Source organism: Amnimonas aquatica (genome assembly GCF_002943415.1).
Taxonomy (GTDB): Bacteria; Pseudomonadota; Gammaproteobacteria; order Pseudomonadales; family Moraxellaceae; genus Perlucidibaca; species Perlucidibaca aquatica_A.
Window position 1 is genome coordinate 1 of record NZ_PTQZ01000075.1, and the last position, 7,656, is coordinate 7,656.

9 protein-coding genes are annotated in these 7,656 nt (G+C 69.4%); 2 read left to right on the plus strand and 7 right to left on the minus strand.

What is annotated here, in order from left to right; translation table 11 throughout:
* The 7 genes from C5O18_RS04500 to C5O18_RS04525 all read right to left on the minus strand — a co-directional run.
* Nucleotides 1–357: glycosyltransferase family 25 protein (locus C5O18_RS04500; RefSeq protein WP_146089206.1), on the minus strand; the 357-nt coding region annotated here is incomplete at its 3' end.
* Between the two features lie 5 nt (nucleotides 358–362).
* Complete coding sequence (locus C5O18_RS04505; RefSeq protein ID WP_105191843.1) at nucleotides 363–1,424, minus strand: glycosyltransferase; 1,062 nt, start codon at nucleotides 1,422–1,424, stop codon at nucleotides 363–365.
* Nucleotides 1,421–2,158, minus strand: a complete 738-nt coding sequence (locus C5O18_RS04510) for a YrbL family protein (protein WP_105191845.1) — start codon at nucleotides 2,156–2,158, stop codon at nucleotides 1,421–1,423. The genes C5O18_RS04505 and C5O18_RS04510 overlap by 4 nt, the downstream gene beginning before the upstream one ends.
* Nucleotides 2,155–3,195: a glycosyltransferase family protein gene (locus C5O18_RS04515; RefSeq protein WP_105191847.1), complete on the minus strand. Its 1,041-nt coding sequence runs from the start codon at nucleotides 3,193–3,195 to the stop codon at nucleotides 2,155–2,157. The genes C5O18_RS04510 and C5O18_RS04515 overlap by 4 nt, the downstream gene beginning before the upstream one ends.
* Before the next feature lie 132 nt (nucleotides 3,196–3,327).
* Nucleotides 3,328–3,852, minus strand: a complete 525-nt coding sequence (locus C5O18_RS11120; protein ID WP_241146739.1) for a glycosyltransferase — start codon at nucleotides 3,850–3,852, stop codon at nucleotides 3,328–3,330.
* Nucleotides 3,771–4,382, minus strand: a complete 612-nt coding sequence (locus C5O18_RS11125; protein WP_241146738.1) for a glycosyltransferase — start codon at nucleotides 4,380–4,382, stop codon at nucleotides 3,771–3,773. Before C5O18_RS11125 ends, C5O18_RS11120 begins: the two co-directional genes overlap by 82 nt.
* Before the next feature lie 20 nt (nucleotides 4,383–4,402).
* The gene (locus tag C5O18_RS04525) at nucleotides 4,403–5,371 is read right to left on the minus strand and encodes an LpxL/LpxP family acyltransferase (RefSeq protein ID WP_105191848.1); all 969 of its coding nucleotides are present in this window, start codon (nucleotides 5,369–5,371) and stop codon (nucleotides 4,403–4,405) included.
* A gap of 97 nt (nucleotides 5,372–5,468) precedes the next feature.
* Between C5O18_RS04525 and waaA the strand changes: the two genes are divergently transcribed.
* Together waaA and C5O18_RS04535 are read left to right on the plus strand one after the other, a co-directional pair.
* On the plus strand, nucleotides 5,469–6,770 hold the full coding sequence (gene waaA, locus C5O18_RS04530) for a lipid IV(A) 3-deoxy-D-manno-octulosonic acid transferase (protein WP_105191850.1): 1,302 nt from the start codon (nucleotides 5,469–5,471) through the stop codon (nucleotides 6,768–6,770).
* On the plus strand, nucleotides 6,767–7,501 hold the full coding sequence (locus tag C5O18_RS04535) for a 16S rRNA (uracil(1498)-N(3))-methyltransferase (protein WP_105191852.1): 735 nt from the start codon (nucleotides 6,767–6,769) through the stop codon (nucleotides 7,499–7,501). The genes waaA and C5O18_RS04535 overlap by 4 nt, the downstream gene beginning before the upstream one ends.
* The last annotated feature ends 155 nt before the right edge of the window (nucleotides 7,502–7,656 follow it).

Sequence of the window (7,656 nt, forward strand, 5' to 3'; positions counted from 1 at the left end):
CTCCACCTCTTCCGGAAGCCGTGACAGGCTGTCCAGCACGGCGGCGAAGGCGGGCTCCAGGCCCACGTCGTCCTCCAGGATGCAGACCTGCGGTAGGCCCTCGTCCCAGGCCTTCTGCAGGGCGCGGTAATGCGCGAGGTAGCAGCCCAGCTGCGAGCCGCTGAGCAGCTTGCCGTGACGCAGCAGCGCCAGGCGCTCGTCCAGTCGCTCCCGGCCCTGCAGCGGCGGCAGCCCCTGGCGTCCGTCGACGGCGGGAAAGAAGGCGTGGGGCACGCCTTGTCCGTTCAGGGCCTGGCTGAGTGCCGAGGCGCTGGCCGATTCGGGGTTGAGACTGATGATCCAGCAGGGAATGGACATGGTGATCAGGCCTGGCGGTGGCTGCCGTTGAGCTTCAGTTGGGTGAACAGCTGGCGATAGGCCTCGACGATGACGGCCTCGCTGTATTGCCGGGCATAAACGTCGGCGGCCTGTGCGGACAGCAGGTCGCGCAGGCCGGGCTCGGCGAGCAGGCGGTTGATCGCCGCCGCCAGCGGCGCCGGTTCGTCGATGGGCGTGACCAGCCCGGTGACACCATCCTCGATGAGCTCGGCCGGGCCCTGCGAGGCCGTGGCGACGATGGGGCAGCCGTGCGCCCACGACTCCAGCACGATGGAGCCCAGGCCCTCGTGGCGCGACGGGCAGACGAACACGTCGGCGGTGCGCATCAGCGCGGTGACGTCGTTGCGCCAGCCCAGGAAGCGGACGCGGTCATCCAGGCCGAGCTCGTGGCAGAGCGCCTTCAGCGCGGGGCCTTCCGGGCCGGTGCCGGCGAGCCAGAGCATGGTGTCGGGGATGTCGCGCAGGGCGCGCAGCAGGGTGTCGAAGCCCTTGTTCTCGTGCAGGCGACCGGCGGCCAGCAGCAGCGGGCGGTCGGCCGGGGTGTCGAAGCTGCTGCGCGGCAGCGGCTCGACCGGCGACTCGTCGGCGAAGTTGGGGATGTGGAACACCCGCTCGGCCGGCATGCCGCCATCGATCAGGTGCTGGCAGATGCCCTTGCTGATGCCGATCCAGTAGTCGGCCTTGCGGTAGTACTTGAGGTTGTAATAGTGGCCCAGCCGGTTCAGCAGCAGGTAGTCGCCCCTGGGCGTGACCTGGCTGGCACGGCCCATCCAGGTCATGACGATGTCCGGTTGCCAGCGCTTGAGGGCGCTGCGGAAACGCCAGGCGTCGATCACGTCCAGGCGGCCGCCGAAGCGGAAGCCCTCGGTCTCCACGCCGCGCTCGCGCAACGTTGCCAGCCGGTGGGGATGGCTGCGGATGTAGGCCTTCTCGCGGATGCCGTCGGCATGCGCCAGCCCGGCATTGAGGCGGACGAAGAAGTTCTCGGCGCCACCGTGTTCGGCGCCGGCGAGCACCTGGGCCAGGCGCAGCGGCTTGTCGCTCATGTCTGGCGCTCCTCCGGGAGTTGGTCCTTGGTCGGCTGCTCCGCGGTCGCCGGACGGCCGTCATGCATCAGCAGGCCGTGCGTGCCGGGGAACTCGCCACGTTCACGCGCGGCCAGCAGGGTGGCGATGCGCTCGTGCAGGTTGGCGACCTTGCGCGCCGACCGCGCCTGGCGCGAGCGCAGCGTGCGCCAGCCTTCGGGCAGGGCGCTGGCGCTGCCCAGGCCATCGATCGCGACCAGCCGGAGAATCTCGCCGTCGGCGCCGCGCTGGACCAGCAGGTTGTGCACCAGCAGGTCGCGCGAGGGCATGCCGAGGCGGCTCCAGGCGGTGCCGAAGCGCGCCACGGCGGCGCGCAGGTCATCGCTGTAGCCATGGTCCCAGATGACCTGCTTGAGCGTGTGCGAAATGCCCTGATCGGCATCGCGGATCAGCTCCGAGGTCAGTCCGCGCCCCATGTCGGTGTCTTCGAAGCCGAAGCAGCGGCTGACCAGCGTGTAGGCCTCCTCCCCGACGCGACGGTCGATATCGGCCATGACCCGGAACTCCTCCAGGTTGTCATCGAAGCTCGACAGCGGACGCAGGTTCTTGGGAAAGCCCTTCTTGCGGCGCAGGTCCTCGAGCGTGAAGTCCGGGCGCCTGACCTTGACGCAGCGGTCGGCATGGTCCGGGTGCACGAAGCACAGGCGGTTGCCGCCACGGGCGAAGGGGGTCGACTGGCCGAGTTGCAGGGTCATTTCATGCGGCCGTCCGGGTGGATGTCGCGGGCCCAGACGTAGTCGTGGCTGAAGGGCAGGCCGGCGGTCGCCTCGACGATGTACTGGGCGTAGAGGCGGGTGTTCATCTCTTCGTGGAAGAACGCGCGGGCGCGCGACGCCCAGGCCTGGCGCTTGGCGTCGTCGTGGTGGAACTCGCGGATCTTCGCCAGCAGGTCGGCCTCGTCGGTGAAGTAGACCGCGCTTTCCGGCGGCAGCAGCTCGTCGAAGCGCGGGCCGACGTGGGTGAACTGCAGGATGCCGTTGCCCGCCAGCTGCGCCATGCGTGCCGACGAGTACCAGTAGTGTCCTTCCTGGCGGTTCAGGTTCAGGCCCATCTTGCTCAGGCCCAGGGTGCGGTCGTAGTCCCGGCCCCAGACCGGCGGTTCGCCGAAGCTGCCGAAGGTCTTGAAGTTCATTTCGCCGGCCAGCGCTTCCCTGAAGCGGCCGATCATTTCCAGCCGCTTGGTGAAGTTGGTGCTGTTGCTGCAGAACAGCAGGTCGATCGGCAGGTCGGTGCGCAGCGAGTTGTCGAAGTTCTCGATGGAGGCATCGACCGGGTTCGGCATGTGGTAGACGCGGGCGCCATTGCCTTCGAACTGCGCCAGCTCGCGACGTCCGGTGGAGACGAAGACGGCGTCGGTGACGCTGGCGCGCGACTTGATGCGCTCCACGTTGCTGGGCACGAACAGCGGGTCGTTGTTGCAGTGCGCGATCTTCACGCCCGGCCGCAGGCGGCGGATCTCCTGCAGCGTGGCGTTCGAAATGATGTCGCAGTGGCCGGCGATGACCACGTCCGGCTCCATGGCCTCGACCATTTCCAGCAGGCGGCGGTTGGCTTTCCGGTGCCCCAGGTCGCGCAGCCCCAGCGGCGCTTCGAAGGCGGCGATGTCGCGGTCGCTGAAGCATTTGACGTAGTGATCGTTCTTGATCAGGCCGAAGGTCAGTTTCTCGGCCCAGCTGACACGGGTCTGGCCGTAGCGGCGAAGCTGTTGGTAGGCGATGTGCAGGACACGCATGCTGTCGTTTCCGGAGGCAGACGGATAGGTATGTGATGGTCGTGTAATGTAGCATCTGCCCATTGTCGCAAGCACCTGCCTCGTGTCGGGAAGTCAGCGTGTGTCGAGGCATCTCTCGGAGCTGCGGGCGTATTAGTGGGGCTGCCGGACTGTGCCTGCGCCGACGAGCGCCGCGTACACGGACAGGGTCTGCGCGCACATGGTCGAGAGCTGGAAGTCATCGCGTTCGGCCGGGGTGGTGGGGGTTGCCAGCCAGTCCCTGACTCTTGCCAGCAGCAGGTCGTCGCGGCCGGCCGGCACCGCGCCGAACGGGTAGAGCCTGCGCAGGATCTCGCCGGCGCCGCCGGCATCCCAGCCGATCACCGGCTTACCCAGCCGCAGCGGCTCCAGCGTGGTGCGCCCGAAGGCCTCGGGCGTGACCCGCAATGACAGCAGCAGGTCGCAGCGGGTCAGCACCCGGTTCATGTCATTACGATGCCCGGTGAACGTGATCCGGTCCTGCAGGCCCAGCGTTGCCACCTGCTGGCGCAGCTCGGCTTCATAGTCTTCTTTCGCCGCCTCGGCGCCGCCGATGATCAGCCCGTGCACCGCCGGATGCTCCGGTACCAGGTCGTGCAGCAGCTTGAGGAAGGTTTCGTGGCCCTTGATGCGCGACAGGCGGCCGGGAAANGGAACTCCCGGGTGTCCGCGCCCCGGTAGATCAGCCGGATGCGCTCCTCCGGGCACTGCGGATAGTTCTGGCGGACATAGGCCAGCACCGCTTCCGAAATGGCGATGACCGTCTCGCCCCGGGTCATGATGGCGCTGTAGGGGCTGACCGAGTACATGCCGTGCACCGTGGTGACGAAGTGCGGCCGGGTGGCCGGATCCATGCGGCGCAGTGCCAGCCAGGCGATCCAGGCCGGAATGCGCGAGCGGGCATGCACGATGTCCGGCCTGAGCTCGGCGAGCAGGCGCCGGAAGGGCCGGATCCGGAGCAGGCTGGCGAGCGACTTGCGATGCACCGGCATGGTGATGTGCTCGCTGCCCTCGCGCACCAGCTGCTCGACCATCTGGCCGCCGTTGGACACGACGATCGAGCGATGTCCCGCCGCCACCAGCGCGCGCGCGATCTCCAGCGTGCCGCGCTCGACGCCTCCGCTGTGCAGCGCCGGCAGCACCTGCAGCACGGTCAATGGCCTGTTCATGCGGATCTCCTGCGGCGAGCTCAGTGCCCGCGACGTTTCTTCTTTTTCTTCAGCTTGTCGCCATAGGGCGAGACTTCGCCCCTGGGGCGGCTCTTGAAGCGCCGGTGGAACCACATGTACTGCGCCGGCGCGCGCCGGATCAGCAGCTCGAGCTCGTGATTGATGCGCGCGGCGTCGGTGGCGTCGTCGCCGCAGGGGTAGTCCTCCAGCGGCGGCGTGAACAGCAGCGTGTAGGTGCGCTCGTCCGGGTTGCGCATGAAGTGCACCATGACCACCGGCGACCGGTTGATGCGTGCCATGCGCGAGGTCGCGGTCAGCGTCGCCGCCGGGTAGCCGAAGAACGGTGCCATGATGCCCTGCTTGAGGCCGAAGTCCTGGTCCACCGAGGTCCACACGGTCTCGCCGCCTTTCAGTGCCTTGAACAGCGAGCGCATGTCGGCGTGGTCGATCTGGCCGCTGTAGGTGCGGCGGCGGCGAGCGCGCACCATGTAGTCCAGCACCGGGTTGTTCTGCGGCCGGTAGATGACCTGCAGCGGAAAGTACAGCGATGCCACGGCGCCGTTCAGGTCCAGTCCGCTGTAGTGGGCGCCGAGGATGATGACGCCGCGACCGGCCTTCGAGGCCTCGATGACATGCTCGGTGCCGATGGCGTTGACGCGCCCGCGGTACGCGGACATTGGCCGGAACCAGGCGTTGGCGGTCTCGAAAACGCCGATGCCGCCCTGGCGGAAGACATCGCGCACCATGGCCTCGCGCTCGTCGGCGTCGAGCTCAGGGAAGCACAGCCCGATATTGATGCGGGTGTCGCTGACACGCCGGGGCACGAGGCGGTATGCCAGCCAGCCCAGCGTGGCGCCGAGGCGGCGCTGCACGCCCCAGGGCAGCCAGGCCATGAGCATGAAGACCGCGCAGACCAGCCAGGTCAGCCAGTGGCGCGGATGCAGCCATTGCCAACGGAAGCCGTCATCCGCTCGTACGATGCCTGCCATTTCCCGTCCCTTTGTTCGTGGCCGGAAAGTGTATGCGAGGTAGAATCCGCCTCACCAGTCCTTTGACCGTCCCCGGTCCGAACATCAGGAGGCCTCCGTGCCGCGCTGGCTGTACTCCACCATCCTGCGCCTGCTGGCGCCGTTCGTGTTCCTGCGCCTGTGGCTGCGCGGCCGGCAGGCGCCGGCCTATCGCCTGCGCTGGCGCGAGCGCCTGGGCCTGGCGCCGGCAGGGGCGTCGGCGCCGGTTGCCGTGCGGCCGCTCTGGCTGCACGCGGTGTCGGTGGGCGAGACGCTGGCGGCACGCCCGCTGGTCGATGCCCTGCGCCGGCAGTATCCGGCGCTGCCGCTGCTGATCACCACCATGACGCCGACCGGCTCGGAGCGGGTGCGCGCCATCTGGGGCGACGAGGTGCTGCATGTCTATGCGCCCTATGACTTTCCGGGCGCGGTCCGTCGCTTCCTGACGCGCTGGCAGCCGCGCGCGCTGGTGATCATGGAGACCGAGCTGTGGCCGAACATGCTGGCCGAATCGCGCCGGCAGGGGCTGCCGGTGATGCTCGCCAACGCCCGCCTGTCGGAGCGCTCGGCGCGCGGTTACGGTCGCCTGGGCGCGGTCACCCGCGAGCTGACGGGCAATCTCAGCGTGGTCGCCGCGCAGGACGAGCCCACCGCCGCGCGCTTCCGTGGCCTGGGCGTGGCGCTGGAGCGCGTGGTCCGCACCGGCAGCCTGAAGTTCGATATCGAGGTGCCGGACGCCGTGCTGGAGCAGGCCGCGCGCTGGCGCGTGGCGTGGGCGCTGCATGCGCGCCCGGTCTGGGTCGCGGCCAGCACGCATGGCGGCGAGGACGAGCAGGTGCTGGCGGCGCACCGCGCCCTGCTGGCGGACCATCCCGATGCCCTGCTGATCCTGGTGCCGCGTCATCCCGAGCGTTTCGATGATGTCGCGCGCCAGGTCGTCGCGGGCGGCTTCGCGCTGGTGCGCCGCAGCGACGGCGGTCCTGTGGCCGCGGACACGCAGGTGCTGCTCGGCGACAGCATGGGCGAGCTGCTGTGCTGGCTGGCGCTGGCGCGGGTGGCCTTCGTCGGCGGTTCGCTGGTGCCCACCGGCGGCCACAATGTGCTGGAGCCGCTGGCATTGGGCGTGCCGACCCTCACCGGTCCGCACTTCTTCAATTTCGAGGCCATCAACCAGGAGCTGCTGGACGCCGGTGCCCTCGCGGTGGTGGACGATGCCGCCGCGCTGGCGCGCGCGCTGGCGGCGCTGCTCGATGATCCCGCGCTGGCGCAGGCGCGCCGCGAGGCCGGGCTGCGCATGCTGGCGGCCAATCGTGGCGCGGTGGCGCGCCAGCTCGATTTGCTGCGCCCCTGGCTGGGCTCCGTGCCGGAGCGGCAGGGATGAACTTGCTGCTGCTGGAGCCGGCGGACTTCGAGGCGCCGGGGCGGGTGAGCCTGCAAGGCCGGCGCGCCGATCACGTGCGCCAGGTGCACCGTGCGGTGGCCGGCGACCGCCTGCGTGTCGGCCTGATCGGTGGCGGCATGGGCGAGGCGCTGGTGGCCGAGGTGTCGCCAGCGCAGGTGGTGCTCGACGTCGCCACCGCTGACCTGGCGACACCGCCGCCGGCGAAGCAGCCGGTCATCCTGCTGCTGGCGCTGCCGCGCCCCAAGATGCTCAAGCGCATCCTGCAGATGGTGACCACGCTGGGGGTGGAGGAGCTGGTGCTGCTGAACAGCTACCGGGTCGAGAAGAGCTTCTGGGACAGCCCCTGGCTGGCGCCCGAGGCCGTGCGCGAACAGCTGGTGCTGGGGCTGGAGCAGGCGCGCGACACCGTGCTGCCGCGGGTGACGCTGGCGCCGCGTTTCAAGCCCTTCGTGGAGGATGTGCTGCCGGGGCTGATGGCAGGCCGGCGCGGACTGCTGGCTCATCCCGGCACCGGAACCGCCTGTCCGGCCGATGTGCGCGGGCCGCTGCTGCTGGCCATCGGGCCCGAGGGCGGCTTCATTCCCTACGAGGTCGAGCGTCTGCGCGAAGCCGGTCTCGAGGCCTGCGACCTGGGCAGCCGCATCCTGCGTGTGGAGACGGCGGTGGCGGTGACGCTGGGCCGGCTGCTGCCGCCGCAGGTGGGCGCATGAGGGTTTGTTGCCGTGGCGGAGGGACATGATGCGTGTGATGCCTCTGGATATTCACGGGCCATTGCTGCTGACGCCGGAGCGCTTCAGCGATGCGCGCGGCTGTTTCAGCGAGATCTGGCACGCCGGGCGCTTCGCTGCCGCCGTGGGCTATCCGG